This is a genomic window from Qipengyuania algicola, from assembly GCF_042492175.1.
Taxonomy (GTDB): Bacteria; Pseudomonadota; Alphaproteobacteria; order Sphingomonadales; family Sphingomonadaceae; genus CAJXSN01.
Genome location: NZ_CP170453.1, coordinates 235,979 through 252,096, shown reverse-complemented (window position 1 = coordinate 252,096; position 16,118 = coordinate 235,979). Strand labels below are relative to the sequence as shown.

Sequence of the window (16,118 nt, the reverse complement as noted above, 5' to 3'; positions counted from 1 at the left end):
TCTACGCAGCTCCCCTAAGCCGGGGCCAGAGCGTTCAACACACCTTCGAACAGGGCTCTACCATCGGTATTGCCGTGGGCATCCTCCACCGCGCGTTCGGGATGGGGCATCATTCCCAGCACATTGCCCGCCGCGTTCAGCACGCCCGCAATGGCGCGCTGCGATCCGTTGACATTGTCGGCATAGCGGAAGGCCACCCGGCCATCCCCTTCCAGCCGGTCCAGCGTGGTCTCGTCGGCGAAGTAATTGCCATCATGATGCGCCACCGGAATGGCGATGTTCTGGCCCGCCGAATATTGCGCGGTGAACAAGCTCTGCGCGTTCTCGACCGTCAGATCGGCGGTGCGGCAGATGAAGGTCTGCTGGGCATTGCGCATCAGCGCGCCGGGCAGCAGCCGCGCCTCGGTCAAAACCTGAAAGCCATTGCAGACGCCCAGCACAGGCACGCCGCGTTCCGCCGCCGAAATCACATCACGCATGATCGGACTGTTGGCCGCCATCGCACCGGAGCGCAGATAGTCACCGTAGGAGAATCCACCGGGCAGGGCGATGAAATCGAGGCCATCGGGCAGCGCACTGTCGCCATGCCACACCCGCACGGGCGCAGTGCCGGACACAAGCTCGATCGCCACCGCCATGTCGCGGTCGCAATTGGAGCCGGGAAAAGTGATGACGGCGCTTTTCATTGGCTCAGCCCACCTTCTCGATCCGGTAATCCTCGATCACCGTATTGGCGAGCAGCTTGTCACACATCTCGGTAATCTGCGCGTCGGTGGTCGTATCGGCCACGTCCATTTCCACGGTCCGCCCGATGCGGACATCTTCCACGCCGGTGAAGCCAAGACCTTCCAGCGAGTGATGGACAGCGCGGCCCTGCGGATCGAGTACGCCCGGCTTAAGACTGACATGGATGCGGACTTTCATCGGAAGGTTCCCTCTTTGTGGGGCGGATCAGGTATCTGTGCGCCCTATAGCGAGAGGGGCAGTTGGCGCAATCGCGCAGGGCAGGCTTATCACTCGGCAATTGCCGTTTCGGCAGCGGTCTGCGGCAAAACCGTGATGACCACCGCGTCTGCCGGATCGAGATAGCGCACCGCAAGCGCCTGCAAATCCTCCGCCGTCACGGCGCGGTAGCGATCCGCCCCGGCCAGATAGCGGGCAATCCGGTCCGGTTCGCTTTGCGCGCGGCGGGTGTAGCGAAGCCAGCCGCTATTTGTTTTCAATGCATTGTCGAGCCCTTCCAGAATCGGCTGGCGGGCGCGTTGCAGCATGTCTTCGGACACCGGTCCGTCACGCAGCGCCGTGATGGTGGAACGGATTGCGGCGCTGGCCACGTCCAGCCGCCCGACATCGACGCCCGCGCTGACCGCAAAGGTGCCGTAGCCATCGTAATAGCGCGAGGGGCTGCTCGAGACGCCGGGGGAATACGCATCGCCCAGCCGCTCGCGCAGTTCATCGGTCATCGCCAGATCGACGACGGCGCGCAGCAGGCCGAGACCGACAGTGGTTTCCGGGTCCAGCGCATCGGTGGTGGGCCAGACGAACCGCAGCAGGGCCTGATCTGCTTCGCCGGTATGGTACAGCGTGCGGGGGCTGCGATCAGCGGTAAAGGCGCGCTCACGGGCACCGGGCGGGGTGGTGAAATCCGCCTCGCGCCGGGGCAGGGCGCCCAGAGTGCGCGCCACCAGAGCGATCGCGGCTTCCTCGTCGATATCGCCCACCAGCGCCACTTCCAGCGCACCGTTTGCCAGCCGGTCGCTGATCGTGTCGCGCAGGTCCGACAATTCCAGCGCGCGATAGGTCGCCTCGTCCTTCAGCGTGAAGCGCGGATCGTCATCGGACAGGATGTTGGCCTCGTAAGCGCCCAGCGCCGCACGCGGGGTGGCGGTCAGCCGAGCGAAGTAATCCTCCAGCGAATTGCGGTAACGGGTGAGCGCTTCGGGCCGGTAACCGGGATCGGTCAGATAGGCGGCAATAAGCTGCAATTGCAGCTCCAGATCGCGCGGTGTGGTGGTGGTGGTGCCGGCAAAACTGTCGGTCTGCGCGCTAAAGCGAAATTGCGCATTGCGGCCCGCAAGCACAGTGGAGAGATCGTCTGCGGACAATTTGCCAAGGCCCGCCGATGGCAGCAGCGCCGCCAGAGCAGTGCCCTCCGAATTCTCGCGCGTATCGAGCCAGTTGCCGCCGTCGAGCACGTAGGAGACGCGCACCCGGTCATCCTCCAGCGCCGTCTGCTTCAGATTGAGCCGCACGCCGTTGTCGAACACGATTTGGCGGATGCCGAGCGCTTCCTCCACCGTGTCGGAAACCAGCGTGCCCGGCTCTCCAAAATCGGTATAGGGGAAGGCGTCGAACGCGCTTTCCACAGGGGGATCGACAGGCAGGGCAACGGCAATGTTCCATACCTTACGCAAGGCCGCCTCGCCGCCTTCGGGCGCTGTGCGTCCCTGAAAGCGGATCAGCGGCTCTTCCAGCGGGATAACGTCAACGCGCAAGGCAGCGACCACCTGACCGGGAGTGAGGCCTTCCACTGCGCTTTCAAACAGGGCCAAGCCAAATTCGGGACTGGTCGGAACCAGATCATTGCGCGCCAGCCCCACTGCGCCGCCAACAAAGCTGCGATGGCTGCGCGTGGCGGCGGCGTTGACCTGATTCTGCAAGGCGGTGCGGCGGCTGGAGACTTGCTCGGCAATCTCTGCCGCAGTCACGCCGTGCTGCATGATGCGGACATATTCCTGCGCTGCGGCTGTCAGGCCGCGCTGCCAGTCGCCTTCCAGAGCGGCCAGCACCAGCGATGTCTGGCGGCCCGCCTCGAAAATATCCGATGTTCCGAAGCCAGCGTTGCGGAATGGCGGGTCTTCCGACAGCGTCAAACGGCGCAGGCGGCGATTGACGATCCCGTAACCGATGCCGCGGATGATTGCCTCGCGGCGGTTGGCGGAAGTGTCGGGCCGGTCGATCCACTCCCCGAACCGCGCGACGCTGATTTGCGCATCGAGGGCGGGATCGGTGTAGATATCGGCGGCGCCCTTGTAGTCTGGCTGGACCGGACCGGCAGAGGGCTGCGGCGCATCGGGCTTTGCCTGCCAATCGGCAAAGCGGGTGCGGATTTTCGCCTCTACCGCGTCAGCATCGAAATCACCGACCACGATCAGCGTCGTGTTGGCGGGGATATAGGTCCGCTCGTAAAACCCGCGCAGCACATCGGCGGTGGCGGTATCGACATCCTCGCGGTCGACCAGCGGATACCGGTTGGAAATGAGCGAGCCGGGAAAGAAGAAATCGATCTGGTCGGCAGAGGCAAGGCTGCGATAGTCGGTCCGGTCGCGGCGCTCTGCGATCAGCACGCCCCGCTCGCGCTCCACCGCATCCACTTCGAACAGCAGCTCACTGGCCGTCTCGCGCATCAGGAACAGCGCGGTATCCAGCAGTTCCTCGTCGGCGCGCGGCAGGTCGAGCATATATTGTGTGTAGTGGAACGCGGTTGCGGCGTTGGTGTCCGCGCCGAATGCCAAGCCCAGTCGTTCCAGCAATTTCACCATCTCGCCCTCGGGCACATTGGTGCTGCCGTTAAAGGCCATGTGCTCGACATAATGGGCCAGGCCGCGCTCGTTATCGCGTTCGTCGAACCGGCCCGATTCCACTTCCATGCGAACCAGAGCGGTGCCTTCGGGCGTGCCATTGCTGCGCACGATGTAGCGCATGCCGTTATCCAGCTGGCCGTAAATCGTCCCGTCCTCGGGCTCCAGATCGCTGTCCTCGAAAGCCCAAACGGGGCCGCCTGTCTCTGGCGTGGAGACCACCGAAAGAGCGTTCTGGGCGTGGGCGGGAAGGCATCCGCTAAGCGAAACAGCAGCGGCTGCGAAAAACAGGCGTTTGAGCATGGGTTTCTTATGCAGAGTGTGGCTGAACCCGGCAATAACATTGGCATTTTCGCAACGCGGCGGTGTTAGGGTCCGCGCCGCGATGAAAATGGACCTTGTCTACAACCCCGTGGCGGGCAGTTTCCGTGCGGAGCGGCTGGACCGGCTGGTGGAGGCGTTCGCCGCGCACGGGTTTGCCGTGCAGCCGATGGCGACAACGGCTGCGGGCGCGGTGCTCTCTGGCGAGGCCGATCTCGTCTGCGTGCATGGCGGCGATGGGACATTGCGCGATACCGTGCAGGCCCTGATGCAGAAGACCGGAGAGGACGCTGGCGCTACACCCTTGTGTCTTGCGCCTGCCGGAACGATCAATCTTGTCGCCCGCGAACTGGGCTATGCCCGCGATCCGGGGGCTCTGGCCCGGCAGATTGCGGCAAGCTGCGCGCGCGGCAGCGAGGGCTGGGTGCACTCGCCACTCTATGCGCTGGGCGAGACACCGATTGTGTCATGCCTCAGCATCGGGCCGGACAGCCATGCGGTAGCTGGCGTGTCACCGGCGTTGAAAAAGCGCATCGGCCGCTACGCCTACGGTGCCGCGATGATGAAGCAATTGCGCCGCTGGCCGCGCGCGCCCATGCCGATCAACGGCGAACTGGCCGACGGCTCGCTTTTCGAGACGCAGGCGGAGGCAGCGATTGTCTCCCACGGTGCATTGTATGGGGGGCCGTTCCGGCTGAGCCGGCTGGCGGCGCTACAGGCGGATTCGGTAGAACTCATCACGATGCGGCAATCCACCCGCACCGGAACCGCTGCCCTGATGACAGCGGCGATGCTGGGCCGCCAGGTCGAGGGCATGCGCGGTATTGAAATCCGCACCTGTCGCCGGATTAGTTTCGCGGACTGTGTAGCACCCGTGCAGGTCGACGGGGATCATATGCCGGAATGCGCCCACACGATTGAGCCGACCGGGATCAGCCTGCGATATTGCGTGTAGCGGTTACTTGGTCGGCTTCGGCGATTTGCCGCGCATCCGGCCGCGATGGGCGTCCATATCGAGCACTTCGCCGGGGCCGTTGTCTTCGCCGTTCAGCAGGCCCAGACGGCGGGCGACTTCCTGATAGGCTTCTTCTTCACCGCCCAGATCGCGGCGGAAGCGGTCTTTATCCAGCTTCTCGCCCGATTTTATATCCCAAAGGCGGCAGCCATCGGGGCTGATCTCGTCGGCCAGAATGACGCGGCTGTAATCACCGTCGAAAATGCGGCCAAACTCCAGTTTGAAATCGACCAGACGGATGTCGATCCCGGCGAACATACCGGCCATGAAATCGTTGATGCGGATCGCCATGCTGGCCATGTCCTGCATCTCTTCCGGGCTGGCCCAGTTGAAGCAGGCGATGTGTTCTTCGGACACCAGCGGATCGCCCAGCGCATCGTCCTTGAAATAATATTCGATCAGCGTGTGGGGCAGCTGGACGCCTTCTTCCAGACCCAGCCGCTTGCAGATGGAGCCGGCGGCGACATTGCGCACAACCACTTCGATCGGGATAATTTCAACCTGCCGCACCAGCTGCTCGCGCATGTTCAGGCGGCGGATGAAATGCGTGGGGATGCCGATCTGGGCCAGGCGGGTGAACACATGTTCGCTGATGCGATTGTTGATCACGCCTTTGCCGTTGATTGTGCCCTTTTTCTCCGCATTGAACGCGGTGGCATCGTCTTTGAAATACTGGATGATCGTGCCGGGTTCGGGACCCTCGTAAAGGATCTTGGCCTTGCCTTCGTAAATCTGGCGGCGACGAGTCATGAAATCACCCTTGCGTAAAAGGGGAAAAATGGTGCCCAGGGGCGGATTTGAACCACCGACACGGCGATTTTCAATCGCCTGCTCTACCCCTGAGCTACCCGGGCATTCGCTGCGGAGCCGATCCTTGGGAATCTGGAGCGGCGAGCGAGTGAAGCGCGCCTATGGCGAAGCACGGCGCGCTTTGCAAGGGGGATTTATACACCATCCTCGTCAGAACGCGCACCGATTTCCGATGCAATCTCTTCCGGCATGGCCGGGCGGCCGGGGACGGCATAGCCATCGCCGAACCACTGGGCCAGATCACGGTCGCGGCAGCGCTGCGAGCAGAAGGGCGTATGCTCTTCGCTGCGGGGTTTTTTGCAGATCGGGCAGGGGCGGGAGCGCGTCATTGATCTACCAATTGGGCATGGCTTGCCTCCAGGGCAAGCTTGGGATTGGTCTCTATCCGCACCTCTTTGCCGGTGCGCTGCGTAAGCTCGACCAGCCATTCTTCTTTGAGCTTGGCTTTGAGGGCAGGGTGGACACTGATCAGCAGTACCCGGCCCGTTCCTTGCGCCATTTCGGCGCGGCGCAAGGCCATGCGGGCGCAGGCACCGGTGCGCGACAGGCTCAACCTGTGCAGCAGCGAGGGCCCTTCCAGCCGGGCGACAAGCTGGACGAAGCCAAATCCGTTCATCGCTGTGCGTTCGTGCGCCCAATCGTCCAGCGCTGCGCCAAGCGCGGCGTCGACGGCCTTGCGGCCTGCCTTGTCGGGGATGGTCGGGAAATCGATCCCGATGGATCCGCCAAGGTCGAACCATTGCAGAGCCCGCGCAATGGAGGGGATGGCGGCCAGCGACAGTTCGCGCGGGGTTCCTTCGCCGTCGACATCAATCAACGTCATGGCAGGTGTTGTGCTGACGATGATGCTGCCGCCGGGAAAGTCCAGCGTGCGCGTGGATGCTGCGTCCCACACTTCTTCCCACAGGCCAGCGGGGAAGCGGCGTGTGATCATCCCGGTATCCATCACCGATGCCGGAGGGATATGCGGATTGTCATCGCCAAAATAGCGGGCCTGCGCGCGTTTCAAGCGGCCCTGTTCGGCGATCTGCTCGCGGGTGATGATGAGGCGGACCTGGCTGCCTTCCGAGGCATCGCGGGGCAGACCGTCGGCATTGATTTCAGTCCCCCGCTCGCTGACGCAAAGCGCGCGCGAGGAGCCTGCTTTGCGCGAGACGATCTTAGCCACCAGGATGGTGCGGGCGCATTCTTTCCCGATCCAGAACATCCGGGCGGCGAGTGCACGGTCGTTTTCGACCAGCAAGGCACGCGTTTCGCCGATGCCTTCTTCGACGAGCCACTCAGCCAAGGCGGATCCCCGCCGCTTTCAGAAGCGCTCGCGTTTCAAACAGCGGCAATCCGACCACGCCGGAATGGCTGCCCTGGATCCATGAGATCAAACCCTCGGCAGAGCCCTGAATGGCATATCCGCCCGCTTTGCCATCCCACTCGCCGCCCGCCAGATAGGCGTCCAGTTCCTCGGCGCTCAGGCGTTTGAATTTGACCTGTGTGGTACTCAGCTTTTCGCGGATCGCGCCATCGGGTGCCCGCAGGGCAATCGCAGAGAGTACCGTGTGTCGTCGCCCCGATAGCAATTCGAGGCACCGGCGCGCCGTCGCCTCGTCCTCGGCCTTGGGCAGTATGCGTCGACCGGCGGCAACAACTGTGTCGCCCGCCAGCACATAGGCGTCAGCATAAGCTGCCGCCTCCGCCTTCTCGCGCGCCATGCGCACGGCGTAATCGCGCGGGAGCTCGTCCTTTGCGGGCGTCTCGTCAATGTCGGCAGGGGCGATCGCATCGGGCGATATGCCCAGTCGCGAGATTAACTCGCGGCGCCTAGGGCTGGCCGATGCGAGAATGAGTTTTTGTGATGAGCCCGTCATTGCTGAGCCCGGTCAGGGCCAACCCTTAGGAACCGGGCCCTCAGGAACCGGGGCCGGGGCCCTGTGCTGCGTTCTGGCCCGGACCGCCGCGGCCCGGCATGAAACGATAGGTGATCCGGCCCTTGGTCAGATCATAGGGTGTCAGTTCGACCAGAACCTCGTCCCCCACCAGCACGCGGATGCGGTTTTTGCGCATCTTGCCGGCGGTATGGCCAATAATCTTGTGCTCGTTTTCCAGCTCTACCCGAAACATTGCGTTAGGCAGCAGCTCGATAATCTTGCCGCGCATTTCGAGGAGTTCTTCTTTGGCCATGTAATTCCATCAGTTCTTGTGTGTGTGCACGCCAGCACGGCGTGTTCGAGCGCGCCCCATAGCGTCAGGACGGTAAAAAGAAAAGCTTTGGCAGCAGGAGAGGTTCCCGCGTCGCCGTTGCAGGCAGGCCGGTGGTCCAGGCGGTAACCGGACCCGCTGTCAGTGCAGCGAGCAGGACGGGAACATCAGCGAAGCGAGGCCTTCGGGCGCAAATTTGGCCCATTTGCCCTCTTCCTGTGCCAGTCGGTCGGCGATGGCGAACACCGCAGCCGGGTTCACGCCGAGGCCGCAGTGGCTGGCGATGACTTCGATATTCTCCGTCTCCGGCCCAGCCTCCTGAATCGATCCGCGCCAGTGCACCACGCCATCGGTTTTGGTCAGGATCGAAGTGGTGGGGACGGGCGGAGCCTCTGCCAGCGACTGGAAACGGCCATCCTTCATCGGCTCCGGCTCGCGCCCATTGAGCCATTCGAACAGCCGCGCGGCATTGGTGTGGTTCCGATCATCCGATATCGGGCTGCCGAGCGAAATGACCTGCCGCACCTTTTCCGGCGCCTGCTTGGCCAATTCGCGGGCAAACACACCGCCCAGGCTCCAGCCGACAATGGAAATCTTGCGACCCGTGCGTTCGTACAATTCGTCGATGCAGTCCATCATCGCTGCGACGCGGGCATTGTCCACGCGGACATTGCGGCCCAAATTCCAGCCCACCGCATCATAGCCCAGATCACTGAGCAAAGAGCGCAAGGGGCGGGTGGAGCTGTCACCGGCCATAAAGCCCGGCAGGACCAGCACGCCGTGGCCGTCGCCCTTCTTCAGTGTGGTGAGCAGCGGGCGCAGGGCGTAAAACGTGGCCAGCTCGCTCAGCGCGCGGCCCGGTTCGGCCAGCGCGAGAAAGCGCGACGGGGGACGGGGAGGCATTGCGGGCCGTGTGGTGGCGGCGTCTGCCATTGCTGCTTGTGTGCTCATATTCCTGCGTCCCTGTTACTTTGTTTTCGTTTTTGTTGTTTTCTTCGCACGCGGTTTCGCAGCGCTCGTTTTCTTTGCGGGCGCTTTGCGCGTCGTCCCTGTCTTGGCAGGAGCGCGCTTCGAGGCAGCTTTCGCCGTGCCGGTTTCAGCCTTTTTGGCCGTTCTCTTTACCGGTTTAGCACCCGCGCTATTTTTAGAGCCTGAACGCGCCGCGCCCTTGGCTGCCTCGGCAGCAGCCAGATCGCGCAATGCCTCGAAGCTTTCGCGAATGCATTCGATATAGAAATCGGGATCGGGAAGCAGATCGCGGCAAGCGGTGAAGCTGATCGTCGCTTCGTCGACATAGGACTGGACCACATGGCCAAGCCCCATGCCATCGGTGAGGCACACGAGCCCCATCTGGCTCTCCAGTCTTGCACCGGTGGAATAGATCGGAACGGGCGGGCCCGGGACGTTTGTAACGACCGTAGAAAAAGGCTGTTTCACACGCTCTGCCAGACCCAGCTCGGTATAAAGCCGGGCACCCAGCGACATGAACAGGGCGGGGCTGACCTTGCTGATCTCGGTCATGTTGCGCGCGCCCATCGCGTCGGTCATCGCTTTGGAATTGACCGTCTGCGCATGGACAAATTCGAGCCGCTCCCTGTGGTCGGCGATGTGCGTGCCGAGCGGCGCAACCATGGCGGCGACCTGATTGCCCATATCGCCTTTCTCGTCCTTCTCGCGGACGGAAATCGGGGCCATCGCTGTCAGCGTTGCCTTGGGCAGATCATCCTTGGCTGTCAGATATTTGTTCAGCGCACCTCCGACAATTGCAAGGAACACATCGTTGACTTTGCAGCCCGGAGAGAGGGCCCGGATCGCCTTGATATCGGCCAGCGGTACGCTCATTCCCTGAATGACGCGGTGCGGCGAGATCTTGCGGTTGAAGCGGCTGCGCGGGGCGACGAGATTGGTCGATACCTCGAAATCCCGTTTAGCGAGGCCTTTGACGGCATTGGCCAGCCCGGGCGCGGCCTTTGCCGCCACTTCCAGCTGCTTCATCGGGTTGGTCAGCGCGTTGAAATAGCTTTTTCCCAGCAGTTCTGCCGCATTGGGGATCTTTTCCGGCTGCCAGTCATCGGGCGCGTTCGGAGGAGGTGCGTTGGGATCAAGCGTGTGCGTGGCCTCCAGCAGATCGACCCCGCTCATCCCGTCGATGGCGGCGTGATGGACCTTGGTCACAAGGGCGTAGCTGCCGGGAGGAACGCCTTCGACATTCTCCAGTCCCTCAATGACTGTGAATTCCCACGGAGGACGCGTCAGATCGAGGGGGCGGGCAAAGATGCGGGCGGCCTGAATGCACAATTGTCGCCAGTCACCCGGTTTCGGCAAGGCCAGATGGCGGACGTGATATTCCAGATCGAAATCGGGATCCTCGACCCAATAGGGATAATCCAGATCGAAGGGGACGCGAACGAGACGCTGGCGGATCGTCTTGCTCAGTTGCATCCGGCTTTCGATAAAGCTCAGAATATCCTTGAAACGGACGAACCCGCCGGGTGCAGTTTCCGGATTATATACAAGGATTGAGCCGATATGCATCGGCGAGTTGCGGGTTTCCATCGCAACGAAGCTGGCATCCATGCCCTGAAGCTGGCGCAAATAGTTCCTCCCACATGGCCTGCTTTTGCAGGTCCCCCGGAACTGCCTAACAGTCAAAAGGCTACCGTCAAGTTACGGGGGTGATGCCTTACGCGCACGGAAACTGCGCAATTCTGCGACAATGCGACACAAAGACCAGCCTTGAATGCGCCCCGATCCTGGCCCATTTGTCCGCGTGGATGGGGATCCTGAAGCGTTAGAGACTTATGCGATGGCCCGTCTTTACCCGAATACTCGTTCCACGATTATTGCCGGCCTGCCACTGGTCGCGCTGGCCCTGACCATGCCTGCCGCGCCGCTGAGCGCGCAGGAGGGGCTCGATACCACCGGGCTGGACCCCGTCACCGGCGAGATCGTGGTGGTTGCCCCGCGCCTTCCGGGCCAGGTCGATACCGATGTGCCCCCTCTGATCGAGCTGGATGAAGAAGACATACTCGCTTTCGGTGCCGGTTCTGTGGGTGAACTCGTCGCCCAGCTGGAGCCTTCTTCCGGTTCGGCCCGTGGGCGCGGCGGCGGCGGACGTCCGGTGTTTCTTATCAACGGCATCCGGGTCGCATCTTTCCGCGAGTTTTTCTCCTATCCGCCAGAGGCGATCCGCAAGGTGGAAGTGCTGCCGGAGGAGGTCGCCCAGCGCTTCGGCTTTCCGCCTGACCGCCGCGTGATCAATTTCCTGCTCCAGCCCGACTATGCCAGCCGCGAGATCGAGGTCGAGTTTGAAGGCCCGGACCGGGGCGGCTATTTCGTCACCGAGCAGGAGTTCACCTTCCTGCGGATTGCGGAAAGCGGTCGCCTCAACCTCAATGTGGAGCATCAGGATACCAGCCTGCTGACCGAAGCCGAGCGTGATATCATCCAGACCGGTGACAGCATTCCCGATGTCGCGACGGATCCCGATCCGGCGGCGGCGCGCAGCCTGGTGGCCGACAGCCGCCAGTTCGAAGGCACGCTCAATTGGGCGACCACCGATCTGGACAGCGGTTCCTCCACCAGCCTGAGTGCCAGTTTCGAGCATGAAAACAGGCGCGCCCTTTCGGGTCTCGATTCTGTGTTCCTGACTGCGCCGGACGGCAGCACAGCCCTGAGGACGTTCAACGCTGACGATCCGCTGACCCGGCGCATCAACAGCGACACGGTGAGCCTTGCGGGGAGCTATGCGCGGCCCGTTGGCGGCTGGCAGTTCACGTCCACGCTCGACACCAGCGTGGACGATACGCGCACGCGCATCGATCAGCAGGCCGATACCAGCGCCTTGGAAGCAGCAGCGCTGGCAGGCACGCTGGCCATTGACGGGACCCTGCCGGTTCTGGGCGAGAGCGGTTTCGATGAAGCCAAATCGCGGGTTTACGATGTCAGCGGGAAGGTGACCCTGCGCGGCAATCCGATCTTTCTGCCGGCCGGTGATGTGGGTGTGACCTTCGATCTGGGCTATGACTGGTCACGCATCGAAAGCAGCGATACTCGCAGCCTGACGGACACCCAGCTGACGCGCGGGCTGACTTCGGGCGGCATCAATGTGGCCGTGCCGCTGACCAGCAGGCGGGATAATTTCCTGGCTTCGCTCGGCGATTTTTCGGCGAATTTTCAGGGCCGTATCGATCACTTCTCGGATTTCGGCACACTGTATGAATGGAGCGCGGGCCTGACTTGGGAGCCGGTCGACCGGCTGACCCTGTCGGCCACTTATGTTGATGCCGAAGCCGCGCCAACGCTGTCGCAACTGGGCGATCCGCTGACCACTTCGTTTAATGTCCCGATCTTCGATTTGACCCGCGGCGAGACGGCGCTTGTGACGGTCACCGACGGAGGCAATGCCGCGCTGCCATCCGAAAGCCAGTCGGACTGGAAATTCAGCGCCAACTGGAAGCTGCCGACCAAGGCCGATATGCGCCTGAACGTCGACTATATCGACAACACCTCGCGCAATGTCACTTCGGGCTTTCCCGCGCTGACACCGGCACTGGAGGCAGCCTTTCCGGGCCGTGTGACCCGCGCTGCGGATGGCCGTTTGCTGGCGCTCGACACCCGTCCGCTGGCCTATGACGAGACCAATGCCCGCAGGGTGGTGATCGGCCTGACGATGCGCGGCCAGATTGGCGCGCGGCCCGAGCGCGGCGGCAGGCCCAGTGGTGGCAGGCCCGGTGCTGGTGGCCCAAGCGGCGGCCCCGATGCGGGCGGAGCTGCTAGCGGCGGGCGGGGTGGTCCTCCCGCAGCAGCGCCGAGTGCCGGCGAGGGGCAATCGCCCGTGCAAGCGACGACCCCTGCGAACCCATCCGGCGCCCCGGCATCATCCGGCGGTCCGCCCGCCGCAGCGCGTGGCGGCCCCAGTCCGGCGGCTTTTCTAGGGCGCGGTGGCCCGCAGCGGCCCCGATATTTCGTCAATCTCAGTCATACGATCGAGCTGGAAGACACCATTCTGGTCGCGCAGGGCGTGCCGGTGCTCGACCAGCTGGATGGCGATGCCACGGCTACGTTCGGCCTTGCCCGGCACAGTTCGCGTCTGGAGGCCGGGCTGTTCTTCGGCGGAGCGGGCCTGCGGGTATCGGGCCGGTATCTGGGCAAGGCCAATCTGTCAGGCAGCGGCCTGCCGGGCAGCAGCGATCTGTTTATCGACGATTTGGCGACGATCGACCTGCGCGTCTTTGCCGATCTGGGCCGCCTTCTGGATAAAGAGGACGGGCCTCTGAAGGGCCTGCGCCTCAGCTTCCGGGCGGACAATGTGTTCGACGGACGACGCATTGTGCGCGACCAGACCGGCGCTATCCCGCTGCGGTTCCAGCCCCTGCTGGTCGACCCCACGGGCCGCTATATCGGGATCGATATCCGCAAGCTGTTCTAGCAGCAGCGAGAGGGCCCGCCGGGCAAGGGCGGGCCTTCATTGCTCGATAAAGCTGGCAAATCTCAGCCTGCCGTCACCAGCTTGCCGAGCGTGTTCCAGTCATCCTGCGGCGACCAATTGCGGTTCGCACCGAGATAGGAATGCTCGTCCAGCTCCAGCAGGCCGATCAGCGTTTCAGCCACGATCACTGCGCCGACAGGGCCAAGGCCTTCGCCTTCGGTGGTGCTGCCATCCGGCTCGGCGCGGCCGATTACCTCTGCTTCGGCCAGAAGATAGAGCCAAAGCGGGATGCCATGGGCCGAAAGCGCAGGGTCCAGTTGTCCCACGCGCTTGACTACCTTTTCGATCTGCTTGGGCGGACAGCCGATGGCTTCGGCAATTTTCTCTCCGCCGGGCAGCAGGAACGTGTTGCCGCGCAGCAGATTGCGCGTCGCGAGCGAAGCCTCGCCCTCGGTGATAAAGGGCAGGGCCAGCAGATCACCGGCCATTTTCAGGTCCAGCTTCTGAGCCCGCTCGACCTTGCGGTTTTGCGGCGTGAACAGCAATTCGTGCCAGTCGACCACGCCCTTGGGATCGGTCAGCGCATCGAAGCCGCCGCCCAATATCGCGCCGAATAGTTCCAGCGGCGCTTCGCCCTTCTGTACCTGAACCTTCATCGGGATCATGGAATGGCCAAACCGGTAGGCCGCGACCGAAAATTCGATCGGGATAAAGGGCACAGCGCCGCAATAGTGCTCCCGCCCGCAGCCAAGGATGCGGTCAACCACCGGCTGGCCGCACATCGCGGTGAGGAAATCGTTCACCACGGCCCACTGGTAATGCCAGGTCGTTTCGCGGCGCGCGATTTCGTAAAGTTCATGGCCTTCAGGAGCCGTTGTCAGTCCGAAATTGGCCGGGAAATTGTGGATCGTCTGGGCGACGTGATTGTGGAACCGGATGATCGCCAACTGGATCTGGCTGATAACCCTGTTCTCGTCATTGCGCGGGTCGCCGATGACGGCGCGGCCATTGGGGCTACGCAGCAGGTCTTCCTGCCGCTCCCCCGCCTGCCCGGGATTGTCCGCGCCGGTCAGGAGTTTGACACCGCCAAAGGGGCCACCCTGCTCGAACAGATAGGGCTGCGCCTCCGGACCGAGCCCGTAAATGCAATCGAGGTCCAGCGTCGGCGTGCGGACATTGGCAATTTCGCCCGGATTATCGACCACCGTATCGAAGCTGGTCGAGGCATCGAGGGTGACATCGTGATCGACGAACTGGCCGAAAAATACCATGCCAACCGGCACGGAAGCTGTCCGGTTGTTCTTCGACTTGCCATCCATCGGGCCGCCCTTGCGGCCGATATTCTCGAGCACCTGGCGCGGCGTGAATGCGGGGCTGAGCTTGGGAAACAACCGGCCAAACCGGTCGTCCCGTTGATCGGAGGAGCTGTGCCCGCGGCGGCAATGGGCGGCCATGCCTTCCAGCGGTTTCATGCCGTGATGTTCGTGATTTTGCATAAGTCGACTCCGTTCAAAAGTGCGTCAGAATGCGACCGACATTTGTCTTTTGATCGTGATGAGTCGTGCGAACCGTTCTTTCGGTTCAATGATCTTACGAAAATTTATCGAATGGGCGCCGAATAGAATCGCAATTCGGGGAATCAGGTCTTTATCGACTGCCTTGCGGGCAACCGGTTTTGTTTCTTGCCAATGTGGATAGACTGCCGCGCGCAGGCGCAGATACCGCTGGTTAGTCGGCCAGTTCCGGTGTCAGATCGCGGCATCCGGCGTCGGCGCGCAGCCCTTGCAAATAGCGTTCGCGCAGAGTCGGCGGATGAAGCGGTTTGCGCTGCGGCTTCTGCTCGCTGGCCACCACGCGGGTCGGCAGGCGAAGTTCGGCAAGGAAGCGCTCCAGCTCGGTCCCATGGTCGCGTTTGCGATGGCGCGCCAGTTGCGGGATGCGCGCCAGATCCCCCTGCGTCAGGCCGAAATGCAGCAGCTCGCGGTAGGTCACCCGCTCCGCCATGCTGGCGGCAACACGGATGCCATAGGCGCGGACCAGCTCTGCCAGCGTTGCGTCGATCCGTGATTGCTGATGGCGTTCCTTGCTGCGGTTGCGGTTCTTGACCACCACCCAGTCGGGCCGTGCGCCCATCCGGCTTTCGCGCTCTGCCGCCAGATCGACAACCGTACGCGCAAAGGGGCCGGGTTCGATCAACCTCCGGTCGACCGGATCGAACCGGCCCAGCAAATCAAGATCGAAATCCGAGGCATTGATCGGTGTCACCAGCGTATCGGCCAGAGCCACCGCGCGGCGGCCGAGCGGTGTGTCACTGCCGGCGGTATCCAGAACCACAAAATCGGCGCTCGCCCCGATGCGGGCGATTTCCTGCAGGATTTGCGCAGCGCCGTTTTTCTCAACCTTGGCGGCAGCGGGGCAGGCGATGGGCGCGCTCAGACAGCGGGCGGTCGCGGCGCGCTGCTCCAGCGCTTTGGACAGGCTGCCCTGCCGCGCGTCCAGATCGATCGCCGCCACGCTTGCCCCGGCATTGGCCAACGCCACTGCGGTGTTGAAGGCGAGGGTGGATTTGCCCACGCCGCCTTTCTCGTTGGCGAAAGTAATTACATGCCCACCCGGTCGCGGGCGGCTGCATATCTCGTCGAAAATGCGCTGCGGGCACTCGCCCCAGCTGTATGGCGCGTCGGAAGCGCGCTCCTCTGTCAGACCCTTGTCCAAAAGGCTTCCCCACCCGTTGCGACTCGTGATTATGGCCGCAGTGTCTACAATC

General features: G+C 63.0%; 14 protein-coding genes and 1 tRNA gene. 2 read left to right on the top strand and 13 right to left on the bottom strand.

From position 1 onward, the window contains the following. Positions 1-14 precede the first annotated feature (14 nt). The 3 genes from purQ to ACFCW2_RS01270 all read right to left on the bottom strand — a co-directional run bounded on the left by purQ (position 15) and on the right by ACFCW2_RS01270 (position 3,884). Positions 15-686 carry a phosphoribosylformylglycinamidine synthase subunit PurQ gene (gene purQ / locus ACFCW2_RS01280; protein WP_379547583.1) on the bottom strand — a complete coding sequence of 224 codons (672 nt, stop codon included), beginning with the start codon at positions 684-686 and terminating at the stop codon, positions 15-17. Positions 687-690: 4 nt separating this feature from the next. Continuing rightward, the gene (gene purS / locus ACFCW2_RS01275; protein WP_379547581.1) at positions 691-924 is read right to left on the bottom strand and encodes a phosphoribosylformylglycinamidine synthase subunit PurS; all 234 of its coding nucleotides are present in this window, start codon (positions 922-924) and stop codon (positions 691-693) included. 89 nt (positions 925-1,013) lie between these two features. After that, positions 1,014-3,884 carry a M16 family metallopeptidase gene (locus tag ACFCW2_RS01270; protein WP_379547579.1) on the bottom strand — a complete coding sequence of 957 codons (2,871 nt, stop codon included), beginning with the start codon at positions 3,882-3,884 and terminating at the stop codon, positions 1,014-1,016. An 82-nt stretch (positions 3,885-3,966) separates the two neighbouring features. Here ACFCW2_RS01270 and ACFCW2_RS01265 point away from each other — a divergent pair, with 82 nt between their 5' ends. After that, positions 3,967-4,857: a diacylglycerol/lipid kinase family protein gene (locus ACFCW2_RS01265; RefSeq protein ID WP_379547577.1), complete on the top strand. Its 891-nt coding sequence runs from the start codon at positions 3,967-3,969 to the stop codon at positions 4,855-4,857. A 3-nt stretch (positions 4,858-4,860) separates the two neighbouring features. Here the strand turns inward: ACFCW2_RS01265 and purC are convergent, their stop codons facing one another. The 8 genes from purC to ACFCW2_RS01225 form a co-directional block, all read right to left on the bottom strand. Beyond that, positions 4,861-5,667 carry a phosphoribosylaminoimidazolesuccinocarboxamide synthase gene (gene purC, locus ACFCW2_RS01260; RefSeq protein WP_379547575.1) on the bottom strand — a complete coding sequence of 269 codons (807 nt, stop codon included), beginning with the start codon at positions 5,665-5,667 and terminating at the stop codon, positions 4,861-4,863. A gap of 29 nt (positions 5,668-5,696) precedes the next feature. Then, a tRNA-Phe gene (locus ACFCW2_RS01255) sits at positions 5,697-5,771 on the bottom strand. Positions 5,772-5,861: 90 nt separating this feature from the next. Beyond that, entirely contained in the window at positions 5,862-6,056 is a 195-nt protein-coding gene (locus tag ACFCW2_RS01250) for a DNA gyrase inhibitor YacG (protein WP_379547573.1), read from the bottom strand. Further along, the gene (locus ACFCW2_RS01245) at positions 6,053-7,015 is read right to left on the bottom strand and encodes a ribonuclease E/G (protein WP_379547571.1); all 963 of its coding nucleotides are present in this window, start codon (positions 7,013-7,015) and stop codon (positions 6,053-6,055) included. The genes ACFCW2_RS01250 and ACFCW2_RS01245 overlap by 4 nt, the downstream gene beginning before the upstream one ends. Next, entirely contained in the window at positions 7,008-7,589 is a 582-nt protein-coding gene (locus ACFCW2_RS01240; RefSeq protein ID WP_379547569.1) for a Maf family protein, read from the bottom strand. Before ACFCW2_RS01240 ends, ACFCW2_RS01245 begins: the two co-directional genes overlap by 8 nt. A 40-nt stretch (positions 7,590-7,629) precedes the next feature. After that, complete coding sequence (infA, locus tag ACFCW2_RS01235) at positions 7,630-7,902, bottom strand: translation initiation factor IF-1 (RefSeq protein ID WP_379547568.1); 273 nt, start codon at positions 7,900-7,902, stop codon at positions 7,630-7,632. A 159-nt stretch (positions 7,903-8,061) separates the two neighbouring features. Continuing rightward, positions 8,062-8,871 carry an esterase/lipase family protein gene (locus ACFCW2_RS01230; protein WP_379547566.1) on the bottom strand — a complete coding sequence of 270 codons (810 nt, stop codon included), beginning with the start codon at positions 8,869-8,871 and terminating at the stop codon, positions 8,062-8,064. A gap of 15 nt (positions 8,872-8,886) precedes the next feature. Then, positions 8,887-10,515 (bottom strand): WS/DGAT/MGAT family O-acyltransferase, encoded by a 1,629-nt coding sequence (locus ACFCW2_RS01225; RefSeq protein WP_379547564.1) that lies wholly within the window; start codon positions 10,513-10,515, stop codon positions 8,887-8,889. Between the two features lie 211 nt (positions 10,516-10,726). On the opposite strand from ACFCW2_RS01225, the gene ACFCW2_RS01220 reads away from it, so the two are divergent. Next, on the top strand, positions 10,727-13,351 hold the full coding sequence (locus ACFCW2_RS01220) for a TonB-dependent receptor domain-containing protein (RefSeq protein WP_379547563.1): 2,625 nt from the start codon (positions 10,727-10,729) through the stop codon (positions 13,349-13,351). Positions 13,352-13,413: 62 nt separating this feature from the next. Here ACFCW2_RS01220 and ACFCW2_RS01215 read toward each other — a convergent pair whose 3' ends face one another. Beyond that, positions 13,414-14,847 carry a peroxidase family protein gene (locus ACFCW2_RS01215; RefSeq protein WP_379547561.1) on the bottom strand — a complete coding sequence of 478 codons (1,434 nt, stop codon included), beginning with the start codon at positions 14,845-14,847 and terminating at the stop codon, positions 13,414-13,416. A 232-nt stretch (positions 14,848-15,079) separates the two neighbouring features. Beyond that, entirely contained in the window at positions 15,080-16,066 is a 987-nt protein-coding gene (locus tag ACFCW2_RS01210) for a division plane positioning ATPase MipZ (protein WP_379547560.1), read from the bottom strand. Between the last annotated feature and the right edge of the window lie 52 nt (positions 16,067-16,118).